Raw genomic sequence first — 25109 nt, forward strand, 5'->3', positions numbered from 1 at the left:
TGTCAGGAGTTTAGATCGTTAAACACACCCGGCCTGTCGCGCAACCGCGAGATGATTTCCGGGCGGAGATCCGCTCCGGTATGCAGGCGCTGGCTCAGACCGGGGAAGGCGTCGCGCAGGGGGGCGGCCAGATCATCGGGCAGGCGGGTGAGGACCGCGGGGCAGACCAGCAGGCTCTCGCAGGGAACGCCCTCGGCGTAGATCACCTCATGGGCGTCGAAGACCAGCGAGAAATATTCCACAAAGCCACCCGCACGGCGCAGAATGCGGGTGTTGTCAACGAGATGGCGCGCCTGCACCAGAAGTTCGGCGGCACCGGCGTCGGATTTCGCCGCGCGGCGATAGAGGAACAGCCGGTGATAGGGGCTGACGCTGAGCGGCGCGGGGTTGCCCATCACGCCGGGCATCACCGTGACCGGCGCGAAACTGCCCTCGGCGCGCAGGCGCACATTGCCCTTCCAGCGCAGGGGCTGCACCGCATGGTCGCGGGTGATCACCAGATCGCCGATTTGCAGCTCCTCAATCGGCAATTGCCGCCCGTCGGCCAGCGCAATGCGGGTGCCGTGACAGAGCGCGCCGGCGACGGTATCCGCCAGTTTGATCGGCCCGCCCGAGGGATCGGTGGCGATCAGCGTATAGACATGGCGCGGCATCAGCGGCGAAAGCGGCAGGGCAATGCGGCCCGCGCTGGCGAGGTCGAGGACCAGCACTTCAACCAGATCTCCGTCGGGGGCCATTAACGATAATGTGCCGAGGAGTTGCACCGCCTCGCCCGCGCGACCGAGGTCCGAGCCCGCGCCGACCCTGCCAGCGGCGGCGTGGTCATGGGAGAGGTCGAGCATTAAGGTTAACGGCTTGGCGCCCTCACCGAGCCGGTAGTAGTCACCGCAGATACTTTCGGCGGGATCGGGCAGCGCGTCACCGGCATTGGCACCGGTCAATACCGGCAGATCCGCCGCGGCAAACACCGCCACAGGATGCGCGGCAACGGACGGGGCCGAGGGGGCGGGGGGAGCATGGGTCATTTCGGCAATGGCTGGGGCTGCCCGGGTTAAGCTGCGGGAATAGGGGCCCGAGCGGCTCGGGCTGCGGCAGTTTACCGGCGCGCGGGCAGCGGCGTCAATGCACTGTGCCGCGCGTGGTTTGGCGTGCTGTTTCGCGTGCTGCGATACGTTGCCCTGTTGCCGCGCGGGTGCTACGCCAAACCCAGCAACAGGAGGATACTATGGATTTGGGGATCACCGGAAAACGCGCATTGGTCTGCGCATCGAGCAAAGGGTTGGGACGGGGCTGCGCCGAAGCGCTGGCGGCGGCGGGTGTCAATCTGGTGATGAACGCGCGCGGGGCCGAGGCGCTGGAGGCCACGGCGGCCGAAATCCGCGCAGCGCATGGCGTCGAGGTGGTGGCCGTGGCCGCCGATATCACCACGGAGGAGGGGCGCGGCAAAGTGTTGGCGGCGGCCGGTCAGATCGACATTCTGGTGACCAATGCCGGTGGCCCGCCGCCGGGGATGTGGGCGGATTGGTCGCGCGATGATTTCATCAAGGCGCTGGACGCGAATATGCTGGCACCGATTGCGCTGATGCAGGCGGCCTTGCCGGGGATGATGGAGCGCGGCTGGGGCCGTGTGGTCAATATCACCAGTCAGGCGGTCAAGGCGCCCTTGGGGGTACTGGGCCTGTCGAATTCGGCGCGCTCGGGGCTGACCGGTTTTGTCGCTGGCACCGCGCGGCAGGTGGCGGGTTCGGGCGTGACGATCAACAATCTGCTGCCCGGTATCCATGCCACCGACCGCGCCGATAGTCTGGACGGGGCGGTGGTCAAATCGGCGGGGATCACGCTGGAGGAAGCCCGCGCGCGGCGCGCGGCGACGATCCCGGTGGGGCGCTATGGCACGGCCAGCGAGTTCGGCGCGACCTGTGCGTTTATGTGCAGCCAGCACGCGGGGTTCATGGTCGGGCAGAATGTGCTTTTGGACGGTGGCGCGATCAATACGACGCTGTGACGGTTTTCGGCATCTGAATGTCAGACGATTGGAAAACTGCAAGCGGATCTGGGGTTTTGGGCTGAAATACCCTCGCTGATGTTGAGAAAGTCCTCTTCTGCAAGCGGGGGCGCGGTGGTGTCGCGCCCCTGAGATGCCGGGAGCGGCGCGTCGGGCGGGCGGTTTGCAGCCGGATTGCAGCGGAAAAACCCCTGCGCAGGCGGCTTGCCCGTGGGGTTTTTGCGTGGTCTAGTGCGGGCAAAAGATGAAGGCCCGACATGCCCTATTTCTCCGCCAGCGACGGCGCCCAGATTTATTACACCGATGAGGGGAACGGGATCCCTCTGCTCTGTCTGTCGGGGCTGACCCGCAACGGGCGGGATTTCGATTATCTGGTGCCGCATCTGCCGCCGCTGCGCTTGATCCGCATGGATTATCGCGGGCGCGGCAAATCCGATTGGACCGGTGCCGAGAGCTATACGGTGATGCAGGAAGGCGCCGATGCGCTGGCGCTGCTGGATCACCTTGGGCTGGAAAGCGCGGCTATTCTTGGCACCTCGCGCGGCGGGCTGATCGGTATGTATCTTGCGGCGGTGGCGCCCGAGCGGCTGCGCGGGTTGATCCTGAATGACGTGGGGCCGGTGCTCGATCCATTGGGGATCAGCCGCATTCAGGAGTATATCGGCCAGCGGCCCGAAGCGCGCACCCATGCGGCGGCAGCGGTGGCGCTGGAGCATGCGATGGAGGGTTTTGACGCGCCGCCCAGCCGATGGATGGAAGAGGCGCGCAAGCATTATGTCGCGACCGAACAGGGGCTGGATATCAACTATGATCCGGCGCTGCGCGCGGCGTTTCAACAGGCGATGGAGGGGCCGGAGGTGGATGCCTGGCCGCTGTTCGAGGCTTGTATCGGCAAGCCTTTGGCGCTGATCCGCGGGGCGAATTCGGACCTGTTGACGCAGGCGACGGCGGATGAAATGGCCGAGCGTGCGCCGGATATGATTTATGAAGAAGTGCCGGACCGCGCGCATATCCCGTTTCTGGATGAGCCCGAGGCGGTCAGCGCGATCAACCGGTTTTTGGGACTATTGATATGACCGATTTTACGATGATCGAGGCCGCCGCAGGGCGGCTGGCGGGCCATGCGCGGCGCACGCCGCTGTTGTCCTCGCCGCTCTTGGATGAGGTCGCCGGGCGGCGGGTGTTGGTCAAGGCCGAATGCCTGCAACGCACCGGCTCGTTCAAATTTCGCGGCGCGTGGAATGCGATTTCGGCGCTGGAACCTGCGGGGGTGATCGCATTTTCTTCGGGCAATCACGCGCAGGGCGTGGCGCTTTCGGCGCGGCTCAAGGGGATCGCGGCGGTGATCATCATGCCGTCTGATGCGCCCGCCATTAAGATTAACAACACACGCGCTTTGGGCGCCGAGGTGGTGCTTTATGACCGTGAAAACGAGGACCGCGACGAGATCGGCGCGCGGCTCTCGGCGGAGCGAGGATTAACCTTGATCAAGCCCTTTGACATGGCGGAAGTGATCGCCGGTCAGGGCACCTGCGGCTTGGAGATTGCCGAGCAGGCGGCGGAGGCGGGTGTTACCGAAGGGCGCGTGTTTGTGCCCTGCGGCGGTGGCGGGCTGACCTCGGGCATCGCGCTGGCGCTGGAGGCGAAGGCGCCGGGGCTGCGGGTGCATCCTTGTGAGCCGGAGGGGTTCGACGATGTGGCGCGATCGCTTGCGGCGGGGGAGTTGCAGCGCAACGCGGCGCTGAGCGGCTCGATCTGCGATGCGATTGTGACGCCGCAGGCGGGGGAGATGACCTGGCCGGTGATCCAGCGGTTGTGCGGCGCGGGGCAGGTGGTCAGCGACGAGGCGGCGCTGAATGCGTTGGCATTGGCGCATGACCATTTGAAAATCGTGATCGAACCGGGCGGCGCGGTGGCGCTGGCGGCGGCGCTGGCCTGTGAGGGCGACGGGCCGGTGATCGCGGTGGCCTCGGGCGGCAATCTGGACCGCGCGATGATGGTGCGCGCGCTGGACGCATGAGCCTGCCGGACCTGAGCGCTTTGGTGCAGGAGGGTGCGCGGCTGTCGGTGCGGGCGACCCCGAAAGCGCGGCGCAATGCGATTGAACAGGGCGATCCCCTGCGCATCTGGGTGACCGCGCCGCCCGATAATGGCCGCGCCAATGAGGCGATTCGCAAGCTGCTGGCCAAGGCGCTGGGCATCGCGCCCTCGCGGCTGACATTGCTGCGCGGGCAGACCAGCCGCGACAAGCTGTTTCAGGTGGATTGAGCGCGGTTAGGGGATATCCGGTGTCTCGCCCGGTTTGATCGGACGCAGACGGTAGATGCCCTCGGGCAGGTCCAGCGCGGCGCGCAATTCTTGCAACTGGCGCGGCGAGAAATGGACGAAATGCACCTCGTCGGTGTCGGGGTCGACCTGCGAGACGGTGACCCCGGCGTCGTGATTTTCGATCACAATATCTTCGTGCAGGGGCGCGTCGCCCTCATCAATGATGGTGACCACGGTGGCGTCGAAATCGTGCTCGATGGTGAACATGGCCCATCGTAACCTGTTGTCGCGGGGCTGCAAAGGGGGCGTGGTGACCCCCTGTGCAATTGGCGGGCGTCAGTCGGTGTCGGTGATCGTGGCCGCGCCAAGCGCGACCTGCGCCACCTCGGTTTCGCCGAACAAGAGCCGCGCCTCGCTCAGACCCTCGGGCACCACCCAAAGCATCGTGCGCTCGCTGTCGTCGCCGACATCGGTGCCGCTGAATTGCGAATCAAGCAGACGACGCTGGAACCTTTCGCCGACCAGCCCCATGGTCTGGCCTGCGGCATCGACCAGCCGGAAGTTATGGGTGTGCCATGTAAAGCGGTCGTCGCCGTCGCTTTGGTTGGAGCCGGTGGCCTCGATCTCGACCTCGATTTCCGCCAGCACCATGCCGGCGGGGGCTTGGATATAAGAGCTGATCGCGGTCTCGTCGCGCCCGTCCTGCAGCTCGGCGCGGCGGAAACGGGCGACTTCGCTGACCGAGAAATCGGCAAAGGAGGCCGCGTCTTGCGGTTGGCTGGGGGCGGGGATGGTGACGCTGCCCTGAAACTGGGTGTCGTCATCGCTGAACCGCAGGGTCGCCGTCGAGATGCCTTTGGGCACCACAAAGACGCCGTTCCAATGGATCGCTCCGGGGTCATCGGGAAAGTCGCGGGGGCGGCGGGCAGAGACGCTGCTGGGCCTGAGCAACATCTGGCCCCAGTTGGAATGGCTGCCGATGGGGCGCAATTCGCTGCCATCGGGAAGGATCAGATGGATCTCGCGGGTGTTGATCGAGACGCGGTCGAAATCATCGGTCCATGGCGGCTCGAAGACCATGCGCAGGTCCAGCAAGAGGCTGCCCGGCACATGCACATATTCGACGATCCCCGCAGGGCGGTAGGCGCGTTCCTGCCAGCTAACCGCGGTGTCATAGGTGAAGCTCTGGCTGGTGCGCGCGGTCAGATTGACCTGTGCGATGGCGGGGAGCGCGGTGATCGCCGCCATGGCGCAAGAGAGGCAAAACGCCCGTGTGGTGTTGGAAATCAGCAACATAAATACCCTCGGAGATGACCCCCGCGCGGAAATTGCGCGGGTCGAGGTAGCGTCGGGCAACCCGTGATTCGGGTCAACCCAACGCGGTATCTCTGTTGCAGAGGGGGCTGATCAGGCGCGCACGCCCGAGAAACGCGCCGCCCAATCGTCGCGCTGTTCGTCGGTGATTTTCGAGAACAGCACATCCGGCGTGGTGAAGGCATGGCCGGCGGGCAGGGTGGTGAGGGCATCAGAGATATCCTCGGGCCAGCGCCAGTCGTCGGCGCCCATCGCATCCATCATCGCGGCGGCAGCGTCGGGGACAAAGGGTTTCGAGAGCACCGCATAGAGCCGGATCAGGTTCAGCGCGAGGCGGATCTGCATGGCGGCCTGTGCGGGGTCGGTTTTGAACACCGACCAAGGCGCGGCCTCCTGCAGGTATTCATTGCCCAAGGCCCAGATGGCGCGCAATTCGGCGGCGGATTTGCGCACCTCCATGCCCTCCATCAGCGTTTCATAGCTGCGGATGCGACTGGTCAGATCGGCGATCAACTGCGCCTCGGGGGCGCCCATGTCGCCGCCCTCGGGCACCGCCTCGGAGAATTTCGAGCGGCAGAATTTGGTGACGCGGCTGACCAGATTGCCCAGCACATCGGCCAGATCCTTATTCACCGAGGCTTGGAAATTCTCCCATGTGAACTCGCTGTCGTTGCTTTCGGGCGCATGGCTGAGCAGCCACCAGCGCCAGTAATCGCTGGGCAGGATCGAAAGCGCCTGATCCATGAACACGCCGCGCCCCTGAGAGGTGCTGAACTGGCCGCCGTCATAGTTCAAGTAGTTGAACGATTTGATGTAATCGACCATCTTCCACGGCTCAGAGCCGTCGAAATTGGCGCCCATCTGGGTGGCGGGGAAGCTGAGCGTGTGGAAGGGGACGTTGTCCTTGCCCATGAATTGGACATAGCGCACGTCATCGGCGCCCTCATCCTCGCGCCACCAGCGGCGCCATGCGGCATCGTCGAGCCCGTTGGCGTCGGCCCATTCGGCGGTGGCGGCGATATATTCGATCGGCGCGTCGAACCAGACGTAGAAGACCTTGCCCTCCATGCCCGGCCAGTCGTTGTCGCCATCCTTGACCGCGATGCCCCAGTCGAGATCGCGGGTGATGCCACGGTCGCGCAGACCGTCGCCGTCATGCAGCCATTTCTTGGCAATCGAGGTGGTCAGGATCGGCCAGTCGGTCTTGGTGTCGATCCATGCATCCAGCTTGTCGCGCAGGGTTGATTGGCGCAGGAACAGGTGTTTAGTTTCGCGCACCTCAAGATCGGTCGAGCCCGAGATCGCGCTATGCGGTTCCACCAGATCGGTGGGGCTGAGTTGCTTGGTGCAATTCTCGCATTGGTCGCCGCGCGCGCGCTCATAGCCGCAGTTCGGGCAGGTGCCCTCGATATAGCGGTCGGGCAGAAAGCGCCGGTCCGCGTTCGAATAGACCTGTTTCTCGCTGACCTCGGAAATCAGCCCCGCGGCATTGAGGCGACCGGCCATATGCTGGGTCAACGCGTGGTTGCGCGCGCTGCTGGACCGGCCGAAATGGTCAAACGACAGCTTAAAGCCGCGGGCGAGAGCGGCTTGGGTCTCATGCATCTCGGCGCAGTAGATATCGACCGGCTGCTCGGCTTTGGCAGCGGCAAGCTCGGCGGGGGTGCCGTGTTCGTCGGTGGCGCAGATGAACATCACCTCATGACCGCGCGCGCGCATGTAGCGGGCATAGAGATCGGCGGGCAGTTGGCTGCCGACCAGATTGCCCAAGTGTTTGATACCATTGATATACGGTAACGCAGAGGTGATGAGAATGCGCGCCATTTAGTCGATGCCCCGGATCTGCAGTGAAATGATTTCCCTAGCTCTTACAGCATGGTGGCGGCGCCTTCCATCCCCAGTGCACCCTTTGGTGAGGCAGGGTGCAAGGCGATTGACGCGAGGCGTTCTGGCAAGGCAGGGTAACCCGGCAAGCGTCATTTGCGCGTAAGAGGGATTTCACATGACCAAGTTTATCTCGGGCCGTTTCAAGGGTGTGGGCGGCGGTGTGGCGGCTGTTGCGGCGCTGTCGCTGCCGGTTTTGCCGATCACTGCCGCGGCCCAGAGCGAGGGTGCGGCGGGCGGTTTTGCCATCGAAGTCGGCCCCTCGATCGACCCCTATCTGCCGGTGCGCGTGGGCGCGCGGGTGTTTGGCGAGGCTTCCGAGCCGGCCTCGGGATTTGTGCGCGGCTGTCAGGGCTTTGTGCTGCCCGAGAGCGCGGGAGCGGTGTTCGAGGTCACCGAGGAGATGGCGACGTTGGCCTTCACCGGCGCTGCCGAAGGGCTGGCGAGCATGGTTCTGGGCACGCCGGACGGGCTGTTCCAATGCGCCCTCGCCGATGAGCGCGGCTTGGCGGTGGTCAATATGGCCGGTGTCGCGCCCGGGCGCTATTCGGTCTGGCTGGGTGCCGCCGAGGGGGCACAGATCGACGCGCGGCTGTTTGCTTCGGACAGTGTGATCTCGGCGATCGAGATCTTCGGCCTCGATATGGCGCATATGGGCGAGCCGCGCGTCGGTCGCCATGTGTTCAGCGCCAGCCTCGAGAGCGGACGGCAGGAGTTGGCCAGCGGCGCGATTGTCAGCGCGGTCAGCGAGATGCGGCCCCTGAGCCCCGATTACTGCCCCGGCTACACCAATTTTGACGCCGCCGATGCGGTGTTGACGCTGGATGCCGAGATCGACCGGTTCAGCGTCTTTGCCACCTCGCAGCGCGATCTGACCATGGCGGTGGTGCAGCCCGACGGCGCGGTGATCTGCAATGATGATGCCTTCGAGCTGCATCCCGGTGTGGTCATCGACCGCGCGCAGGCCGGTGACTATCACGTCTTTGTCGGCGCCTATTCGCAGGGCGGCACCGCGAGTTTCGATCTTTTCGCCTCCGAGGGCGGGCCGGCGTTTTCGAATGCGATCCTTGATCTTGATGCCGCGCCGCGTGCCGGTTCGGCGCTGTTCGATATGGATGCCGCCGGTCAGGGGCAATTGCTGGCCGCCGGTCAGGTCAGCGCGGTTGATCCGATGGCGTCACTGGCCACCGGCAATTATTGCCCGGGCTATACCGATATCTCGGCCCCTGATTTCGTCATGACGATGGATCAGGCGCAGCCGATGATCAGCCTCTATGCACGCTCAGAGACCGATCTGGTGCTGGCGGTGCGTGCGCCGGATGGCACTTGGCTGTGCAACGATGATAATTACCAGCTCAACCCCGGTGTCACCCTGCAAGAGGCGCAGGCGGGGGATTACCATGTCTTCGTCGGCTCCTATCACACCGGTGCGATGGGCGGGTATAACCTCTATGCCTCGATGGGTGCGCCGAACTGGCAGGAAACGCAGGGCGGCGGCGGCTCGGGGCTGGGGGTGTTGGATATCACCGCTGAACCGGCGATTGGCCGCATCGGCTTTGGCCCTGACACGCAGATTGATCCGCGGATCATTTTTGACATCGAGGCCAGCCAGACCGAGGCCTTTGGCATGGGGCCGGGCTGTGCCGGTTTCATCACCCCCGAGCGCCCTGATCTGGTGATCAATGCCGAAGCGGGGCTGCCGCAGCTGATGGTCTATATGGCTTCGGAGGCGGATGGCACGCTGGTGATCTCGGGTCCGGACGGGCAGATTTACTGCAATGATGATTTCGAGCAGTTGAACCCCGGGGTGATGATCCCGAATGCGCCGGCGGGGGATTATTCGGTCTTTGCCGGCACCTATAGCGGCACCGGCGGTCTGGCGACCCTTGGCGTGACGATTGCCGCGCCGCAATGGGTGATGGACCGTGAGCATTAAGCGCGGGGTTTGACCGCGTGCCGCCTCCGCCAGTGTCTGCGGGGGCGGCGGTATTTCAGTGATGGCCAGAGTTTCGGCATGGCCGTATTCCAGTGATAGCTGGGGGGAGCCCGATGATTTTCATGACAGATATTTTGACCGTGAAATTTGCGCGTTTGGGGGCTGCAAGACTGGGCGCGGTGGCATTGGCCGCCGCGTTGTCATTTGCCCTGCCGCAGGTGGCGCTCGCGCAGGCCGACACCTGCCGCTGGGCCAATGACAATGAATGCGACGAGGCGCGCTATGGCGGCACCGGCGCTTGCGAGGCGGGCAGTGATGCCACCGATTGCCGCGAGATGGCCTCGGCCTGGCAGCGGTTGATGGCGGCGGTGCCCTCGGATGTGCGCGGGCAATTGGGTGAGGACACCTGCCGCTGGGCCAATGATCTGGAATGCGATGATCCCAATTTCGGCGGCACCGGCGCCTGTAATGCGGGCACCGATGCCTCGGATTGCCGCGCCTTGGCAATTGGCGGCGACAACACTTGCCGCTGGGCCAATGACAATGAATGCGACGAGCCGGGGATCGGCACCGGGGTCTGCACCTCGGGCACCGATACCAATGATTGTCAGGCGATTGCTTTCCTGCGCAACCGCTCGAATTCCTGCGAGACCGCGTTCAACGGCATCTGCGAAGAGCCGGGCAGCGGTGGCGGCACATGCCGCGCCAATACCGACACCGCCGATTGCGTCGGCCGCCAGCGTCCGGCGACGGCGCGGGATCACTACTTTGGTCATGACGACCGGCAGCTGGTCGATGTCAATGTGATGCCATGGCGCGCGGTCGGCCTGTTGACGCTGGAAGACGGGCAATGCACCGCGGTGCTGATCGGCCCGCGGCTCTTGGCCACCGCCGCGCATTGCATGCAGGGCGAGAATGGCCAGCCGTCGAAAGCGGTGAGTTTCCGCGCCGGTGCCCGTGGCGACGGTGAATTGGGGCAGGCGAGCATCGTCTCTTCGGTGGTGGCGCCGGATTACTCGGATCAAAGCTCGCCTCCCGGTGGCGGCAATGGCGATGATTGGGCGCTGCTGACGCTGGACCGCGATCTCGGCAGCGAACTGGGCTATGTGCGCCCCTATGTGCTGAGCAAGGACGATCAGGCGGTGGTGCGGCACGGGCGGTTTATGGTTAGCCAGGCGGGCTATAGCTGGGACACCGGCCGCTATCTCTCGGGACATGTGGATTGTCAGGTGTTGATGGCCTACCGCGACGGCTCGTTCATCCATACTTGCGACACCACGCGCGGCGACAGCGGCTCGCCGATCATGACGCTGGTCGATGGCGAATGGCGGTTGATTGCGGTCGACAGCCAGTTCTTTGAAGCGCAACCGCCGTTCCCGCAGATGTCGAGCTCGCATCTGGCGGTGGACACGCGGGCCTTTGCCGATGAATTGCGCCGCGCGGGGGCGTTGGACTGAGCGCTTTCGGGTTATTAAGCGGCGCCGCGCGGGCGCGGCAAGGCTATGCTTAAGGGCGGGAGGGGGCGTTGCCCCCTCTTCGACGGTGTCGAATTCACCCCCAGGATACTTTTGGACAGATGAGGTTAGCTTGCGGTGATTGCCGGGCCTTTTGTGTGGGCGTGCAGGCTGCCGATGATCGCGGCGGGGTAGTGCGCGGCGTGGAGTTTGGTGAGGAGCGCCTCGGCCTGAGCTTGCGGGACGGCGGCGAGGAGGCCACCGGCGGTTTGCGGATCAAAGAGCAGGGCGGCGCGGGCATTGGCGGGGGCGCTGATCCGGCCGATGAGGGCGGCGCGGTTGGCGGGGGCGATGGTCGAGGCGGTGCCATTGGCGGCGAGGTCTTCGGCGCCGGTGAACAGTGGCACGGCGCTGAGACTGAGCGTGGCGGCGAGTTGGCTGGCGCGCAGCATCTCGTCAAGGTGACCGGCGAGGCCGAAGCCGGTGACATCGGTCATCGCATGGGCGTGGGGCGCGAGGATATTGGCGGCCTCGGCCTGCGAGCGGGTGAGCGCCTGCCAGAGTGCGGCAATTGCGCGACCCTCGGCGGCTTTACCCATTTCAGCGGCCAAGAGCGTGCCCGAGCCGATGGGTTTGGTCAGGATCAGCGCGTCGCCGGCCTGCGCACCGGCTTTGGTGAGGATCCTGTCGGGGGCGAGGCCGGTGAGGGTGACGCCGATGGTGAGTTCGGCGCCCAAAGTGGTATGGCCGCCGACCAAAGGGGCGCCTGCGGCGGTGAGGATTTCGGTGAGACCGGCCATGATTTCAGTGAGTTGGCGGGCCTGCAGCGCCTCGGATTGGCGCGGCAGGACCAGCGAGGCGAGCGCGGCCTGCGGGGTGGCGCCCATCGCCCAGATATCGCCAAGCGCATGGGTGGCGGCGATTTTTGCCATCAGGAAGGCGTCCTCACTGACGGCGCGCAGGTGGTCGGTGGCGATCACCTGTTGGACGCCGCCGGTCTGCAGGATCGCCGCGTCATCGCCCGCGCCGAGGACCACGTTATCGCCGCCACCGAGCGTGGTGAGGGTCTGGCGCAGGAGGTTCGGCCCGACCTTGGCGCCGCAACCGCCGCACATCGGTTTGTCGCCGATCGTCTCGGGCAGGTCCAGCGCGTGTGGCTGCGGGAGTTGCGGGCGCGGCATCTGCGGCAGCTCATGGAACTTGCGCATGAATTTGGCGTCGATGCCGTCCTTGATCCGCCACAGCCAGCGGCCCGACAGCGGCAAGCCCCATTTGTCGGCCAGCGCCGATTTCCCGCCCAAGGAGACCAGTTTCAGGTAGTCACGCTGCGGCTGGTAGCGGCGCATGGATCCGCCCGAGAGCGCGGCGCGCAGGTTATGGGTCAGGATCGGCGCTTGGCGCACCGCGAAGACCCCCGCCTTGGGGCGCGGCGCGTGTTGCATATGGGCGCAATCGCCGACCGCGAAGACCTCTGGGTGGGAGGTGGAGCGCAGGGTCGCATCAACGGTCACGAAGCCCTCGGTGAGATGCAGGCCGCTGTCTTGGAGCCATGGTTGCGGGCGGCTGCCGGCGGCGCCGAGGGTGAGACCGGCGGCGATTTGGCGGCCATCGGTGAGGGTGACGCATTGCGCCTCGATCCGCGCAGGTTTTGCGTGGGGTATCAGCTCCACGCCCTGCCGGGTGAGCAAGGAAAGGAGGCGCTGGCGGGCGGCATGTCCGAGATTTGGCAGCGGGGTATCGCGCTCGATCAGGGTGATCTGGCGGGCGGGGAAATGGGCAAGGCGGTGCGCCATCGCCAGCGCGAGTTCCACCCCCGCGACACCCGCGCCGATGATCGCGATATGCGGCGCGCGGGTCCCCGCCTCGATGTCGCGCAGAAATTCCGCCCAGCTTTCGGCGAACTGGCCGAGCGGTTTGGCGGCGGTGGCGTGTTCGGTAAACCCCGGCAGATCGGGCAGGTCCGAGGTGATCCCGATATCGAGCGACAGCACGTCATAGGCGACGGGCGGGCGGCTCTTGAGGATGACCTTTTGGGCCTGCAGGTCGATACCCTCGGCGCGGCCAAGGATCAGCCGCGCGCCGGCATGGCGGGCCAGCGCCACGAGGTTCATCTCGAGCGCCTCGCGTTTGTAATGGCCGGCGATATGGCCGGGCAACATGCCGGTATAGGGGGCGGTGGGATTCGGGTCGATCAGCGTGAGGCGGGCGCCCGGCAGCGGGTCCATCGCCCATTTCAGCAGCGCCAGCGCATGGGCATGGCCGCCGCCGACAAACACCAGATCGCGTGTGAAAGGGAGGGTTTCCATTGAGTCTCCGAGGTTGATCCGTGGTAACCCGCGACAGGGGCGATGGCGAGTGGGCATCGCGCGGATCTTTCCGGCGATTTCCCTCTTGACGGCGCTGGGGTGGTGCCATACCAAGCCGCCAATTCGTGGCGGAGTAGCTCAGCTGGTTAGAGCAGCGGAATCATAATCCGCGTGTCGGGGGTTCAAGTCCCTCCTCCGCTACCAATTTTCCCAATCTCTCAAGTTACCGTCCCGCGATCAGCATGGGCTGATGCGGGCGTGTTTGGTGATCCGGCGCTGGGCTTAGGTTCGGACGTCGGGTTCGGAGCGGCCGGTGTGTTCGGTGAGGCGGCTCAGGGTGTAGGCGGCGTCGCGGAGGGGGGCGAGGGCTGTTTGCGGGTCTTGGCTGTGGTCGCCTTCGGCGGGTTCGTAGTGTTCGAGGTAAATGCGCAGGGTGGCGCCCTCGGTTCCGGTGCCGGACAGGCGGAATACCGCGCGGCCGCCGCCGTCGAAATAGACGCGGAGGCCCTGATGGGTGCTGACCGAGCCGTCGACGGGGTCGTGATAGGAGAATTCATCGGCTTTGGTGACGGTCAGACCGGCGAAGCACTGGCCCGGGAGGGTGGGGAGTTTGTCGGACAGTTCGGCGACAAGCGCGTCGGCTTTGGACGTCTCGATGGCTTCGAAATCATGGCGGGAGTAGTAATCGCGGCCATAGGTTGCCCAGTGATCTGTGAGTATCTGGGCGACGGAGAGGTTGCGTTTGGCGAGGATATTGAGCCAAAGAAGCACCGCCCAGAGCCCGTCTTTTTCGCGGACGTGATCCGAGCCGGTGCCGGCGCTTTCTTCGCCGCAGATAGTGACGCGGCCGGCGTCGAGGAGATTTCCGAAGAATTTCCAGCCGGTTGGCGTTTCAAAATGTTCGATGCCGAGGCGCGCGGCGACGCGGTCGCTGGCGGCGCTGGTGGGCATGGAGCGGGCGATTCCGGCGAGGCCTTTTGTGTAGGCGGGCGCCAGATGGGCGTTGGCGGCAAGCACGGCGAGGCTGTCGGAGGGGGTGACATAGGCGCCGCGCCCGACGATCATATTGCGGTCACCATCACCATCCGAGGCGGCGCCGAGATCGGGGGCATTGTCGGACATCATCAGGTCCATCAGGGTTTTGGCCCAGATGGGATTGGGGTCGGGGTGGCCCTTGCCGAAATCCTCTTTCGGGATGCCATTGACCACGGTTCCTTTGGGCGCGCCGAGGCGGTCCTCGAGAATTGCATGTGCATAAGGGCCGGTGACTGCGTGCATGGCGTCAAAACACATGCGGAAGCCGCCGGCGAATAAGGCGCTTATGGCGTTGAAATCAAAGAGTTCTTCCATCAGGGCGAGGTAGTCGCTGACCGGATCGACGATCTCGACCTGCATCGCGCCGATCTTGGTGGTGCCGATCCGGGTGAGATCAATATCCGGCTGGTCGGAGATTTCGTAGCTACCTAGGGCTTTGGTCTCATTGAACATTTTGGCGGTGAGAGCCTCGGGTGCGGGGCCGCCGTTGGCGGCGTTGAATTTGACGCCGAAATCCTCGTCGATGCCGCCGGGATTGTGGCTGGCCGAAAGGATGAAGCCGCCGTCGGTGCCGTATTTGCGGATTAGATGCGAGGCGGCGGGGGTGGAGAGGATGCCGTTCTGGCCGATGATCAACCGTGTCGCGCCATTGGCGGTGGCGATTTTGACGATGGTCTGGATCGCCTCGGCGTTGAAAAATCGCCCGTCGCCGCCGATGACAAAAGCCTTGCCGTGACCGCCGCCGATGGCGTTGAAAATCGACTGGATGAAGGCCTCGAGATACTGCGGGCGCATGAAATCACGGGTCTTTTTGCGCAGGCCCGAGGTGCCGGGTTTCTGGTCATGGAAGGGTGTGATTTTGACGGATTGGGCGGTCATGGCTCTCTCCTTTGCGGGGGCGGCTGGCGCGTTTTATGGCGTTGATTGAACGGGTTGCGGAGGCGAAAGGCCCGCGTAGACGGCGCGATAGGCCTGCGCCGAATGCGCCCAGCCGACCGGATGGCGCATCGCGCGGCGCTGCAGTCCGGCCCAGACGCGGGGCTGTTGGTAGGTCTCGATGGCGCGGGTGATCGCCTGTCCCAGCATGGTGGCGTTGATCGGGGCGAATTGAAAGCCGGTCGCGCAATCCGCGGCGAGACCTGCGGCGTTGGCGTCGATGATCGTGTCGGCGAGGCCACCGGTGCGGGCGACAACCGGGATCGTGCCGTAGCGCAGGGCGTAAAGCTGGGTCAGGCCGCAGGGTTCAAACCGCGAGGGGATGAGGATCGCGTCGCAGCCGCCCTGCATAAGATGCGACAGGGGTTCGTCATAGCCGATGATCACCCCGACCGCGCCGGAGTGGTGGTTTGAGGCGGCGATATAGGCGCTCTCAAGGGCTTTGTCGCCGGTGCCGAGAAGCGCCAATCTGCCGCCCTGTGCCACGAGATCGGGCAGGCAGTCGAGCAGCATATCGAGCCCCTTTTGCGCGGTCAGGCGGCTGACGACGCAAAACAGCGGCCCGTCCGAGGGGGTGAGGCCAAAGCGCGCCTCGATCTCGGCTTTGTTGTGGGCTTTCTTTTTGAGGCTGCGCGCCGAGTAGGGGGCGATGAGATCGGGGTCGGTTTCGGGGTTCCAGACATCGGTGTCGATGCCGTTGAGAATGCCGCTTAAATGCGCGCGGCGGGCTTGCAACAGGCCCTGAAGTCCCATGCCGAATTCAGGCGTCAGGAGTTCGGCGGCGTAGCTGGGGCTGACCGTGGTGATCGCCTGCGCGAGGGCCAAGCCTGCCTTGAGGAAGCTGATTTTGCCAAAGTATTCAATGCCGTCCTGGGTGAAGAGCGCGGGATCAAGGCGCAGGGCGTGCAGGCGTGAGGCGTCGAAAATGCCTTGGAACGCGATGTTGTGGATGGTCATTACCACCGGTGGCGCGGTTGTGCCGGATTGCTGCAGATAGGCGGGGAGGAGACCGGCCTGCCAGTCATGGGCATGGATGATATCGGGGCGCCAGCCGGCGGCGCCCTCGAGTGCAATCTGGGCGCCCACGTAAGAAAGCGCGGCGAAGCGGAGGTCGTTGTCGGGCCAATCCGCGCCTGCGGGAGTGAGGTAAATGCTGCCCTCGCGGTCATAAAGATGCGGCGCGACCAGAAGGAGGAGGGTCAGCCCTTCGGCGCTGGTCTCGATGAGTTCGGCGGGGCCGCCGAAGAGATCGGCAAAGCGCGCGACGCTGCTGCCGCCCGCCGCCAGATCCTGCAGTGCGGGGTAGGCGGGGAGCATCACCTTGACGCCCAGCCCCTCCGACGCCAGCGCTTTGGGCACCGCGCCGATGACATCGGCCAGACCGCCGGTTTTGACGAAAGGGGCGCATTCGGAGGCGACAAACAGCGTGTTCACGTCACATATCCAGCTTGTCGATCATCGGTTGCGTGATCAGGCAGACGCCTGCGGCCGAGCGGCGAAAGCGGGACGCGTCAAGCTCGGGGTCTTCGCCAACGATCAACCCGTCGGGGATGATCACGCCGCGATCAATCACCACGTTTTTGAGCCGCGCGTTGCGGTTGATCTCGGCATAGGGCATCGCGATCACGCCTTCGAGTTGCGAAAAGGAATGGGTTTTGACGCCGGTGAACAGCAAGCATTGTTCGAGCGACGAGCCCGAGATGATACAGCCGCCCGAGACCATGGAGGAGAGCGCATAGCCGCGGCGGCCCTCTTCGTTGTGGATGAATTTGGCGGGGGGCGTCAGTTCGGAATAGGTCCAGATCGGCCAGTCGTTGTCGTAAAGATCAAGCTCGGGTTTGAAATCGGTCAGGTCGATATTGGCCTGCCAGAAGGCGTCAACGGTGCCGACATCGCGCCAATAAGCCTTGTCCTCGCGGCCCGAGCGCACGCAGGAGCGGCTGAACGGATGGGCGACGGCTTTGCCGGTTTTGACGATATGGGGGATGATATCGCCGCCAAAATCATGGCCGTAACCGGGTTCGGCGGCGCAATCGGCGAGCAGGGCAAAGAGGTAATCGGTCTTGAACACATAGATGCCCATGCTGGCCAGCGCGGTGTCGGGATCATTGGGCATGGCGGGCGGATCGGCGGGTTTTTCGACGAATTCAAGAATGCGATCCTCGGTGTCCACCTTCATCACGCCAAAGCCGGTGGCCTCGGCGCGGGGCACCTCGATACAGCCGACGGTGACATCCGCACCGCTGTCGACATGGTGCTGGATCATCAGCGAATAATCCTGTTTGTAGATGTGGTCGCCGGCCAGAATGATGATGTATTTGGGCGCATAGCCTTTGATTACATGCTCGTTCTGGGTGACCGCATCGGCGGTGCCTTTATACCAGTTTTCATTGTCGAGCTGCTGCGAGGCGGGGAGGATATCGAGCGACTCGTTGCGCTCTTCGCGAAAAAAGCTCCAGCCGCGTTGCAGGTGGCGGATCAGGGAGTGGGCCTTGTATTGCGTGGCCACGCCGATGCGGCGGATGCCCGAGTTGACCGCGTTCGACAGCGGGAAGTCGATGATCCGGCTTTTGCCGCCGAAATACATTGCCGGTTTGGCGCGGCGGTCGGTGAGTTCATAGAGCCGGCTGCCGCGGCCACCGGCGAGGATAAAGGCCATGGTTTGCCGCGCGAGTCGTTGTGATTCCCTGTCCATTAGTCCGGCTCCTGATTGTGGTGTTGATCCGAGGTTTCTGCGGCGTCCGCCTGTAGCTGGAAAAACAGCGTCGAGAGGGGCGGCAGCGTCAGGGCGATGGAATGCGGGCGCCCCGAGGCGGCGATCTGGGCGCTATCGACGCCGCCGAGATTGCCGCGGTCACCGCCGCCATAGAGTGCCGCGTCACTGTTGAGGATTTCCACCCAGCGGCCCGGCGCGGGCACGCCGATGCGCCGTGCCTGCCGCTCGACGGGGGTGAGATTGGCGACGATGAGCACCGGCGGCGATCCATCCGCGGGTTTGCGCAGCCATGCAAAGATCGATTCCTCCGCCGCGCCTTCTTCGATCCATTCGAACCCCTCGGGCTTGCAGTCCAACTGGTGCAGGGCGGGCCGGTCGCGGTAGAGGGTGTTGAGGTCGCGCACGAGGCGTTGCATGCCCGCGTGCAGGGGAGTGTCGAGCAGGTGCCAATCAAGCGAGCTGTCGTGGTTCCACTCGACGCTTTGGGCAAACTCGCAGCCCATGAACAGCAGTTTCTTGCCCGGATGCCCCCACATGAACCCGTAGTAGGCGCGCAGATTGGCGAATTTCTCCCAGCCGTCGCCGGGCATTTTGTCGATCATCGAGCCTTTGCCATGCACCACCTCGTCATGGCTGATCGGCAGCAGGAAATTCTCGGAAAACGCATAATGCAGGCCGAAGGTCATCTTGTGGTGATGGTATTTGCGGTGGATCGGGTCCTCTTGCATGTAGCTGAGCGTGTCGTTCATCCAGCCCATGTTCCACTTGAACCCGAAGCCCAGCCCGCCCTGATCCGCAGGCCCGCTGACCGCCGGAAACGAGGTGGATTCCTCGGCGATGGTCATGATGCCCGACGCCTCGGCATAGGCGAGGGTGTTGGTGCGTTGCAGGAAGGCGATGGCCTCGAGGTTCTCGCGCCCGCCGTCCTTGTTGGGCACCCATTCGCCATCCTTGCGCGAATAATCGCGGTAGAGCATTGAGGCGACGGCATCGACGCGCAGCCCGTCGATATGGTGTTCCTTGAGCCAATAAAGCGCGTTGGCGGTGAGGAAATTCGCCACTTCGCGGCGGCCGTAGTTATAGACCAGCGTGTTCCAATCGGGGTGGAACCCCTCGCGGCGGTCGGCGTGTTCATAGAGCGGGGTGCCGTCGAACCGCCCGAGGCCGTGGGCGTCTTCGGGGAAATGGCCGGGCACCCAATCGAGGATCAGACCGAGGTCATTGGCGTGGCAGGCCTCAACAAAAGCGCGGAACTCAGCCAGCGTGCCGTGGCGGATGGTGGGGGCATAGAGGCCGACGGGTTGATAGCCCCAAGAGCCGTCAAAGGGGAATTCCGAGACTGGCATCAGCTCCAAATGGGTGAACCCCATGTCTTTGGCGTAGCGCACCAGTTGCTCGGCGTGTTCGGTGTAGCTGAGCGGGCGGTTGCCCTCTTCGGGGACGCGGCGCCAAGAGCCGAGATGCACCTCATAGACGCTGATCGGCTGGTCGATCCGCTGCAGGGCGGCGCGTTTGTCCATCCATGCGGCGTCGGACCAACCGTGGCCATTGAGCGCGCGCACCACGGAGGCGGTTTTCGGCGGATGCTCGGCGCCAAAGCCGAAAGGGTCGGCTTTTTGCGGCAGGAGGTGGTGGTTGGCGTCGAGCAACTCGTATTTATAGGCCTCGCCCTCACCGATATCGGGCAGGAAAATCTCCCAGATACCCGTCTGGCCGCGCTGGCGCAGGGGCGTGCGGCGCCCGTCCCAGCCGTTGAAATTGCCGACCAGCGAGACGCGGCGGGCATTGGGCGCCCAGACCGCGAAATGGGTGCCCGTGCTGCCCTCATGCTGCATCACATGCGCGCCAAGCACCCGCCAGAGGTTTAGATGCGCGCCTTCGCTGAACAGATGCTCGTCCAACTCGCCGAGCACGGGGCCAAAGCGGTAGGGGTCTTGGCAGGTCCAAGTCTGCCCGTTTTGGGTGACGCGCAGCAGATAGGCAAAGGCGTTTTTGCGCCGCGTGGCCTCGCCGGTGAACAGACCGTCGGCACCGGCATAGGGCTGTAGCGTGGTGATCCGGCGGTGGGTTTTCGCGTCCAGCACCTCAACCGTGGAGGCGCCGGGAAAGAAGGCGCGGACAGAGAGCTTGCCACCCACATTATGCAGCCCCAAGACCGAAAACGGATCCGAATGCTCGCCTTTGGCAAGTCGCAGGGCGTCGGTGTGATCGATCATCGGGGCAACCCTTCTGGTTCTATGCGTCGCGGGGTCAGGTGGCGCGTGGCGAGGCGACCTTCCAAATCTCGTTGGCGTAGCCGCGGATGGTGCGGTCGGAGGAAAACCAGCCCATGCCGGCGGTGTTATTTGCGGCGAGGCGGGTCCAGCGGTCGGCGTTTCGGTAAGCCTGATCGACCGCGCGCTGGGCGGTGAAATAGGCGTCGAAATCGCAGGTCACGAGGAAGAAATCCTGCTCATAGAGCATGTGCAGGATGCCCGCGTAACGCTCGCGGTCGCTTTGCGAGAAGACGCCGCTGGCGATCTGTCCCAGCACCCGTGTCAGGCGCGGGCTTTCCTCGATGGCGCGGCGGGAAAACCCGTGTTCCCTGCGGCGGGCCTCGACCTCTTGCGCGGTCAGGCCGAAGAGGAAGAAATTCTCGTGCCCGACCTGCTCGCGGATTTCGACATTGGCGCCGTCGAGCGTGCCGATGGTCGGGCTGCCGTTGAGCGAAAGTTTCATATTGCCGGTGCCCGAGGCCTCTTTGCCGGCGGTGGAAATCTGTTCGGAAAGGTCGGAGGCGGGGATCAGGAGTTCGGCCATCGAGACATTGTAATTCTCGGGGTAGACGACCTGCAGGAGGTCGCGGGTGCGGGGGTCGGAGTTGATCGTTGCCGCCACATCATTGATCAGATGGATGATCGATTTCGCCATCGCATAGCCGGGGGCGGCCTTGCCGCCGAAGAGTTTGACGCGCGGGGTCCAATCGCCGTTGGGGCTGTCGCAGATGTCATTCCACAGGGCGATGGTCTCGAGGATATTGAGCAGTTGGCGCTTATATTCATGCACTCGTTTGATCTGCACATCGAACATCGCTTCGGGGTCGATAGTCACATCGTCGCGGGTCTTTAACCATGCCGCCAAACGGTGTTTGTTGCTCAGCTTGGCGGCGCGGAATTGCGCGCGGAAACCGGCGTCGTCGATATGGGGGCGCAGGCCGCCAAGGCGCTCAAGATCGTCCTGCCAGCCGTCGCCGATGGTCTCGGTGATCAGATCGCCCAGCGGTTTGTTGCAGGTATAAAGCCAGCGGCGCGGGGTTATGCCGTTGGTTTGGTTGATAATTCTGCCCGGATAGGCGGTGTTGAGATCGGCGAAAACGGTTTCTTTGACCAGTTCGGTATGCAGCGCCGAGACGCCGTTGATCGTATGGGCCATGATAAAGGCCAGTTCGCCCATCTTGACCTCGCCGTGGTCGATGATGCGGATATCCGAGCCGGTTTCCTTGGCGTGGGCGTCTTGAATCAGCTCGATAATCCGGTGATGGCGCGGGAGGATGCGGGCGAAAAGCCCCTCGGGCCAACGCTCCAAGGCTTCGGGCAGCAGGGTGTGATTGGTGAAGCCGAGACAGGCGCGGGCGGTGGCAATCGCGCGGTCCATCGGCATGCCGTGGATATCGGCCAGAAGGCGCACCAGTTCCGGCCCGGCGATCGCGGGATGGGTGTCATTGAGCTGGATGGCGACGTGATCGGCGAGGTCGTCGAGCGCGTGGCCTTCCGACAGCAGGCGGCGCAGCACATCCTGCACCGAGGCGGCGGAAAAGAAGTATTCCTGCTTGAGCCGCAGTTCTTTGCCCTCGTCGGTGGTGTCGTCGGGGTAAAGCACGCGGCTGATCGTGCGGGCGAGGCTCTCGGGGGCGTTGGCGGCGAGATAATCGCCGCGGTTGAAGCTTTCCAGATCGAACAGCGTCAGGGGTTTCGCCGCCCAGAGCCGCAATGTGTTGGCCCATTGCGCCTGCCAGCCGATGATCGGCGTGTCATAGGCCGAGGCGAGGACGGATTCGCCGGGGTGCCAGACCGCCTTGCCCTCGGACTCGCTGACATAGCCGCCGAAATGGATCGGATAGGTGACCTCGGGGCGCTCGAATTCCCAAGCGTGGCGCTGCGAGAGCCATGTTTCGGCGGTCTCGATCTGCACGCCATTCTCGAAACGCTGCTCGAACAGCCCGTGTTCATAGCGGATGCCGTAGCCATAGGCGGGGATCGCGAGGGTCGAGAGGCTGTCGAGAAAACAGGCGGCGAGGCGGCCCAAACCACCGTTGCCCAAGGCGGCGTCGGGTTCATTGGCGACGACGCGCTGGTAGTCCTGCCCGAGGTCAGTCAGTGCCGTGCGCGCCGCCTCTTCGACGCCGAGATTGATCGCCACGTCTTCGATCAAGCGGCCAATCAGGAATTCCATCGACAGGTAATAGACGCGTTTGGCCTTGGCCTCATAGGTGTCGCGGGTGGCGGCGAACCACGGATCGACCACCAGATCGCGCATCGCCAGCGACAAAGACATGCGCCAGTCATAGGTCGAGGCATGCGCCGCGTCTTTGCCCAGCGAGGTTTTCAAATGCGTGCTGATGCTGGCCTTGAGCGCGGCGGCATCAATCTGGGGGATGGCATCTCGGGGCATTTTCACGTCTCTTTTTCCTATGGGGCGGATTGCGGCGCCGGTCGCGGGCGGCGCCTCTTAGACCTCATGCGCCGACCTCATGCGCCCAGGGCGGGTTGGCGCCGTGCCGCGAGACGGTGATCGCGGCGACGCGGGTGCCGTAGTCGAGGGCTTGGGTCAGGTGTTCGGCGCTGAGGGTTTTGAGGCCCGCGAGGGTCAGCAGCCCGTGGCGTTGCAGACTGGCGAGAAATCCGGCGTTGAACGTATCGCCAGCGCCCACGGTATCGGCGACGGTGACTTTTTTCACTGGCACATCAACGGTTTGATCGTCGCCGAAATAGGCGGTCGCGCCCTCGCTGCCGCGGGTGAGGATGAGGATATCCGGTCCTTGCTCGCGCAGGATGGCGGCTTTTTCACCCGGGGTCAGCGGGCCGGGGACGATCCAGTTGAGGTCTTCATCCGAGACTTTGAGGATATCGGTGACCGCGATCATCTGCGCCAGACGCCTGCGGTAGCGGGGCTCGTCGGAGATGAAACTGGCGCGGATATTGGGGTCCATGACGATCACCCGCTTGCCCGCCTCGTGCTGGGCCAAGGCGCGGTAGAATTCGGCGGCGGGTTCGTTGATCAGGCTGATACCGCCGAAATAAAGCGCGGTCACATCGCGCGGTATCCGCGGCAGATCAGCGGGGTCGAGCATCCGTCCGGCGGTGTTCTCGTCATAGAAGGTATAGGTGGCGTCGCCGTTATTCAGTTTGACAAAGGCCAGCGTTGTCGGGCGGTTGGAGATGATCACATGGGTGGTCGCGACCTCGCTGGCGTGGAGGTTCTCGATCAGCAACTCGCCAAAGAGATCGGTCGAGAGGCCGGAAAGAAAGCCGGTGGCGATGCCCAGCCGTCCCAGCGCGATGGCGGTGTTGAACACCGCGCCGCCGCCATGGGGCACCAGACAGGGCGCGCCCGCAGCATCGGTTGAGGGGATCATGTCGATCAGCGCATCACCGCAGCAAAGTATCATCGCGATGTGACCCTTCTGCTGTGGCGGCGGTTGTGCCAAGGCCGGTTCATGCGTTGCCCTCCACATGGTCTTGGAGCGTGCTGGCGGTGCCGTGTTCCTGCAGTCGGCGCAGGGCGGTTGCAAAGGCCTCGCGGAACACCGGATCACGGCCCACCGCACCATACACCGGCTCTTGATCAAGCCAAACCTCGGGTTCGCTCTGGGCGCGTTGGGCGGTGGCGTGGAGTTGGTCCCAGTTTGGATCATTGGGCGCGATGGTGCCGCCGTGTTCGTCCCGTCCGAGGCAATAGCGGCACCAGAGCGCCGAACTCAGCGCCAGACCCGCGGGCGGGCGGCCCGCTTGCAGGTTCTCGGCAATCGAGCCGACGATGAATTTGGGCTGGCGGTTGCTGCCGTCATAGCTGAGCCGCGAGATCGTATCGGCGACGCCGGGATTGGCAAAGCGGCCAAGGATGGTCTCGAGATACTCTTGCGGGGTGAAACCGGGGACGGGGGCGACAAAGGGCAGCACATCGGTCTCGAGGGTTTTGCGCAGATAGGCGTGGATCAAGGGATCGGTGACCGCGTCATGCGAATAGGTGAAACCGAGCATCGCGCCCGCATAGGCCATGATCGCATGGCCGCCGTTGAGAATGCGCAGTTTCATCTTCTCGAAACTGGCAATGTCATGGGTGAAGGTCACGCCGACTTCTTCGAGCGCGGGTCTGCCGTCGGTGAAACTATCCTCGAGCACCCATTGTTTGAAGGGCTCGCAGATCACCGGCGCCAGATCGGCAAGGCCGAAACGCTCGGCGACCAGAGCGCGCTCGCGGTCGCCGGTGGCGGGGGTGATCCGGTCAACCATACCGTTGGGGAAGGTGACATGCTCGTTGATCCATGCGGCGAGATCGGGGTTGATGCGCTGCGCGAGGCCGGTGATCACCGCGCGGGCGATATCGCCGTTGCCGGGCAGGTTGTCGCAGGACATGACGGTGAAGGGTTTGATCCCCTGCGCGCGGCGTGCGGCCAAGGCGGCGATGATTGCGCCAAAGGCCGAGTTGGGGGCTTGCGGTGCGGCAATGTCATGGAGGAGCGTCGGATGATCGGTGTTCAGATCGCCATTGCCATCAAGGAAATACCCGCCTTCGGTGACGGTCAGCGAGACGATCCGCGTTTCGGGATCGGTCATCGCGTGGATCAGCGCGGCATTGCCTTGGGGCTCGACGGGGACAAAACCGGTCATCACCCCGATCACCGAGGCGGCGGCGCGGTCGAAATCCACTTCGACGACCGAATAGAGGCAATCTTGTTGCATAAGCAGATCGCGGGTGGCTGTGTCGGGGTCGCGGACACCGGCGCCGATGATACCCCATGCAGGATCGCCGCCCGCGTTCATCAAGGCGTTGAGATAGACCGCCTGATGCGCGCGGTGGAAATTGCCAAGGCCGATGTGCAGAATGCCGGGTTTGAGCGCGGCGCGGTCATATCTGGGCGGTGCGACAAGCGTGCGCAGCATCCCAAGATTGGCCTGTAACAACGGTGTGTTCATTCACTTACCCCCGGGGGTTTCGGGCATATACCGATGCCGCTGACATGGTGGATCAGGGCGCGATTGTGCTGGCTGGTCCG

18 protein-coding genes and 1 tRNA gene are annotated in these 25109 nt (G+C 64.2%); 7 read left to right on the forward strand and 12 right to left on the reverse strand.

What is annotated here, in order from left to right; translation table 11 throughout:
- Window positions 1–2 precede the first annotated feature (2 nt).
- Complete coding sequence (locus DDE20_RS05300) at window positions 3–1025, reverse strand: Hint domain-containing protein (protein ID WP_116557432.1); 1023 nt, start codon at window positions 1023–1025, stop codon at window positions 3–5.
- Between the two features lie 200 nt (window positions 1026–1225).
- Here DDE20_RS05300 and DDE20_RS05305 point away from each other — a divergent pair, with 200 nt between their 5' ends.
- The 4 genes from DDE20_RS05305 (at window position 1226) to DDE20_RS05320 (ending at window position 4273) form a co-directional block, all read left to right on the forward strand.
- Entirely contained in the window at window positions 1226–2005 is a 780-nt protein-coding gene (locus tag DDE20_RS05305) for an SDR family oxidoreductase (protein ID WP_116557433.1), read from the forward strand.
- Between the two features lie 257 nt (window positions 2006–2262).
- Window positions 2263–3081 (forward strand): alpha/beta fold hydrolase, encoded by an 819-nt coding sequence (locus DDE20_RS05310; protein ID WP_116557434.1) that lies wholly within the window; start codon window positions 2263–2265, stop codon window positions 3079–3081.
- Window positions 3078–4025: a threonine ammonia-lyase gene (locus DDE20_RS05315; protein WP_116557435.1), complete on the forward strand. Its 948-nt coding sequence runs from the start codon at window positions 3078–3080 to the stop codon at window positions 4023–4025. The genes DDE20_RS05310 and DDE20_RS05315 overlap by 4 nt, the downstream gene beginning before the upstream one ends.
- Window positions 4022–4273 carry a DUF167 domain-containing protein gene (locus tag DDE20_RS05320; RefSeq protein ID WP_116557436.1) on the forward strand — a complete coding sequence of 84 codons (252 nt, stop codon included), beginning with the start codon at window positions 4022–4024 and terminating at the stop codon, window positions 4271–4273. The genes DDE20_RS05315 and DDE20_RS05320 overlap by 4 nt, the downstream gene beginning before the upstream one ends.
- Before the next feature lie 6 nt (window positions 4274–4279).
- On the opposite strand, the gene DDE20_RS05325 is transcribed toward DDE20_RS05320, so the two are convergent.
- The 3 genes from DDE20_RS05325 to metG form a co-directional block, all read right to left on the reverse strand.
- A complete protein-coding gene (locus DDE20_RS05325; RefSeq protein ID WP_116557437.1) occupies window positions 4280–4540 on the reverse strand; it encodes a hypothetical protein in 261 nt (86 codons plus the stop codon).
- Between the two features lie 69 nt (window positions 4541–4609).
- Window positions 4610–5569 carry a hypothetical protein gene (locus tag DDE20_RS05330; RefSeq protein WP_116557438.1) on the reverse strand — a complete coding sequence of 320 codons (960 nt, stop codon included), beginning with the start codon at window positions 5567–5569 and terminating at the stop codon, window positions 4610–4612.
- 111 nt (window positions 5570–5680) lie between these two features.
- Window positions 5681–7411: a methionine--tRNA ligase gene (metG, locus tag DDE20_RS05335; protein WP_116557439.1), complete on the reverse strand. Its 1731-nt coding sequence runs from the start codon at window positions 7409–7411 to the stop codon at window positions 5681–5683.
- 178 nt (window positions 7412–7589) lie between these two features.
- Between metG and DDE20_RS05340 the strand changes: the two genes are divergently transcribed.
- Together DDE20_RS05340 and DDE20_RS05345 are read left to right on the forward strand one after the other, a co-directional pair.
- The gene (locus tag DDE20_RS05340) at window positions 7590–9407 is read left to right on the forward strand and encodes a hypothetical protein (RefSeq protein ID WP_116557440.1); all 1818 of its coding nucleotides are present in this window, start codon (window positions 7590–7592) and stop codon (window positions 9405–9407) included.
- Window positions 9408–9529: 122 nt separating this feature from the next.
- Complete coding sequence (locus tag DDE20_RS05345; RefSeq protein ID WP_165814430.1) at window positions 9530–10864, forward strand: trypsin-like serine peptidase; 1335 nt, start codon at window positions 9530–9532, stop codon at window positions 10862–10864.
- A gap of 125 nt (window positions 10865–10989) precedes the next feature.
- On the opposite strand, the gene selD is transcribed toward DDE20_RS05345, so the two are convergent.
- On the reverse strand, window positions 10990–13167 hold the full coding sequence (selD, locus tag DDE20_RS05350) for a selenide, water dikinase SelD (RefSeq protein WP_116557442.1): 2178 nt from the start codon (window positions 13165–13167) through the stop codon (window positions 10990–10992).
- 127 nt (window positions 13168–13294) lie between these two features.
- On the opposite strand from selD, the gene DDE20_RS05355 reads away from it, so the two are divergent.
- A tRNA-Met gene (locus DDE20_RS05355) sits at window positions 13295–13371 on the forward strand.
- 78 nt (window positions 13372–13449) lie between these two features.
- On the opposite strand, the gene DDE20_RS05360 is transcribed toward DDE20_RS05355, so the two are convergent.
- The 7 genes from DDE20_RS05360 to DDE20_RS05390 all read right to left on the reverse strand — a co-directional run bounded on the left by DDE20_RS05360 (window position 13450) and on the right by DDE20_RS05390 (window position 25029).
- The gene (locus DDE20_RS05360; protein WP_116557443.1) at window positions 13450–15081 is read right to left on the reverse strand and encodes an alpha-D-glucose phosphate-specific phosphoglucomutase; all 1632 of its coding nucleotides are present in this window, start codon (window positions 15079–15081) and stop codon (window positions 13450–13452) included.
- 33 nt (window positions 15082–15114) lie between these two features.
- Window positions 15115–16572, reverse strand: coding sequence for a glycogen synthase GlgA (glgA, locus tag DDE20_RS05365; protein WP_116557444.1), 1458 nt, complete (start codon window positions 16570–16572; stop codon window positions 15115–15117).
- 1 nt (window position 16573) lies between these two features.
- A complete protein-coding gene (glgC, locus tag DDE20_RS05370) occupies window positions 16574–17833 on the reverse strand; it encodes a glucose-1-phosphate adenylyltransferase (RefSeq protein ID WP_116557445.1) in 1260 nt (419 codons plus the stop codon).
- A complete protein-coding gene (gene glgB / locus DDE20_RS05375; RefSeq protein WP_116557446.1) occupies window positions 17833–20070 on the reverse strand; it encodes a 1,4-alpha-glucan branching protein GlgB in 2238 nt (745 codons plus the stop codon). Before glgB ends, glgC begins: the two co-directional genes overlap by 1 nt.
- A gap of 34 nt (window positions 20071–20104) precedes the next feature.
- Window positions 20105–22504, reverse strand: coding sequence for a glycogen/starch/alpha-glucan phosphorylase (locus DDE20_RS05380; protein WP_116557447.1), 2400 nt, complete (start codon window positions 22502–22504; stop codon window positions 20105–20107).
- A gap of 64 nt (window positions 22505–22568) precedes the next feature.
- Complete coding sequence (locus tag DDE20_RS05385; RefSeq protein WP_116557448.1) at window positions 22569–23501, reverse strand: carbohydrate kinase family protein; 933 nt, start codon at window positions 23499–23501, stop codon at window positions 22569–22571.
- A 46-nt stretch (window positions 23502–23547) separates the two neighbouring features.
- Complete coding sequence (locus tag DDE20_RS05390) at window positions 23548–25029, reverse strand: mannitol dehydrogenase family protein (protein ID WP_116557449.1); 1482 nt, start codon at window positions 25027–25029, stop codon at window positions 23548–23550.
- Between the last annotated feature and the right edge of the window lie 80 nt (window positions 25030–25109).

It is taken from the genome of Pararhodobacter oceanensis, assembly GCF_003076755.1.
GTDB lineage: Bacteria > Pseudomonadota > Alphaproteobacteria > Rhodobacterales > Rhodobacteraceae > Pararhodobacter > Pararhodobacter oceanensis.

Coding starts and splice junctions, on each gene's coding strand:
- DDE20_RS05360 (WP_116557443.1), bottom strand. CDS start 15,081: ATGACCGCCCAATCCGTCAAAATCACACCCTTCCATGACCAGAAACCC.
- DDE20_RS05300 (WP_116557432.1), bottom strand. CDS start 1,025: ATGACCCATGCTCCCCCCGCCCCCTCGGCCCCGTCCGTTGCCGCGCAT.
- DDE20_RS05315 (WP_116557435.1), top strand. CDS start 3,078: ATGACCGATTTTACGATGATCGAGGCCGCCGCAGGGCGGCTGGCGGGC.
- DDE20_RS05305 (WP_116557433.1), top strand. CDS start 1,226: ATGGATTTGGGGATCACCGGAAAACGCGCATTGGTCTGCGCATCGAGC.
- metG (WP_116557439.1), bottom strand. CDS start 7,411: ATGGCGCGCATTCTCATCACCTCTGCGTTACCGTATATCAATGGTATC.
- DDE20_RS05330 (WP_116557438.1), bottom strand. CDS start 5,569: ATGTTGCTGATTTCCAACACCACACGGGCGTTTTGCCTCTCTTGCGCC.
- DDE20_RS05310 (WP_116557434.1), top strand. CDS start 2,263: ATGCCCTATTTCTCCGCCAGCGACGGCGCCCAGATTTATTACACCGAT.
- DDE20_RS05325 (WP_116557437.1), bottom strand. CDS start 4,540: ATGTTCACCATCGAGCACGATTTCGACGCCACCGTGGTCACCATCATT.
- DDE20_RS05390 (WP_116557449.1), bottom strand. CDS start 25,029: ATGAACACACCGTTGTTACAGGCCAATCTTGGGATGCTGCGCACGCTT.
- glgC (WP_116557445.1), bottom strand. CDS start 17,833: ATGGACAGGGAATCACAACGACTCGCGCGGCAAACCATGGCCTTTATC.
- DDE20_RS05340 (WP_116557440.1), top strand. CDS start 7,590: ATGACCAAGTTTATCTCGGGCCGTTTCAAGGGTGTGGGCGGCGGTGTG.
- DDE20_RS05385 (WP_116557448.1), bottom strand. CDS start 23,501: ATGATACTTTGCTGCGGTGATGCGCTGATCGACATGATCCCCTCAACC.
- DDE20_RS05320 (WP_116557436.1), top strand. CDS start 4,022: ATGAGCCTGCCGGACCTGAGCGCTTTGGTGCAGGAGGGTGCGCGGCTG.
- DDE20_RS05380 (WP_116557447.1), bottom strand. CDS start 22,504: ATGCCCCGAGATGCCATCCCCCAGATTGATGCCGCCGCGCTCAAGGCC.
- glgB (WP_116557446.1), bottom strand. CDS start 20,070: ATGATCGATCACACCGACGCCCTGCGACTTGCCAAAGGCGAGCATTCG.
- DDE20_RS05345 (WP_165814430.1), top strand. CDS start 9,530: ATGACAGATATTTTGACCGTGAAATTTGCGCGTTTGGGGGCTGCAAGA.
- selD (WP_116557442.1), bottom strand. CDS start 13,167: ATGGAAACCCTCCCTTTCACACGCGATCTGGTGTTTGTCGGCGGCGGC.